At 57.8% G+C, this 963-nt stretch carries 1 protein-coding gene; it reads left to right on the top strand.

Translation table 11 applies throughout. From position 1 onward, the window contains the following. Positions 1-374 precede the first annotated feature (374 nt). Positions 375-800, top strand: a complete 426-nt coding sequence (locus GTW51_RS23345) for a hypothetical protein (RefSeq protein ID WP_163046407.1) — start codon at positions 375-377, stop codon at positions 798-800. Positions 801-963 lie beyond the last annotated feature (163 nt).

Below are 963 nucleotides of genomic sequence, written 5' to 3'. Positions count from 1 at the left end.
AACCCGAACATCCCGAACCGCGCCGCCACCGCGAGCGCGCCCGAAAAGCATGGGCGACACCGACCCGACAGTGCCGCCAACGTCCAACGGGACTGTCAGGCGCGCCCTGATGCATGATCCGGGCTAGCTCAACCCGTGCTGAAGCAAAAGGACCTTGCAGCCGCCAAACGTTCGCCTTCGGGAAGGCCGCTGAGGTTTTTCCTCAGCGGAACTTTCGATCTTCCGATGTCGGCTTTCGGAACTTCCCATCCCCTACCAGATGGCTCGAATGGTTCGAAACCGGCCGGATCGACAAACGATCGAACGCCTCGACACAAAATTCGGCAGATTGCCGACGGTCGGCTTACCGGCGACAATTGCAGAGAAAGAGGGCGATGAGGCTACCGAAAAAACCAGCTTGGTTGGGTATTCTCACGGCGTTTTGGCTGCTGACGATGCCGATCGCTGTTGGTATATACACGTATGTTTCTGATTTGCATGGCGGCCTCAGCTATTATGGCTGGCAGAACACAACATTGCTCATGGCCATTCTAGCCTTGTTTTTGTCAGTGCCGATTGGCCTCATTCAGGTCGTATGCGTTCGCCATTACAATTCAGCTCCAAGCTTGCTGGCGTGGCGTAGCGATCGTCACATCGCGAGCATTCTCGCGACTGTGGCCTGCACTGCATTCGTTCTGGGATGCCTGCGGCTCTCCATGGAAGGCAGCGGGTTCGCGGATTTCCTAGCGGTAGTCTGGTTTGCAGGCTGGGCGGCTTGGGCGATTGTCATGCGCGCCTTATTCATCGATCGGGCCGCTTAACAGCGGCTTCCGTGACCGGAATGCAGTCCGGCAAGTCCGTATGTCCGTTTGGCCGGGCGGCTTGCCCTACACTGTCTGTTCGAGGGTTGCTCGGATAGGCCGAGCCGATCCTCCTGGCAGGAGGGCAAGCCATGGAGCATTCTACAGAAGTTTTCGTCGGCAT

This window comes from Aurantimonas aggregata (assembly GCF_010500835.1).
GTDB classification, from domain to species: Bacteria; Pseudomonadota; Alphaproteobacteria; order Rhizobiales; family Rhizobiaceae; genus Aurantimonas; species Aurantimonas aggregata.
Note: the sequence above shows the minus strand (reverse complement) of the source record. Positions and strands in the feature narration are given on the sequence as shown.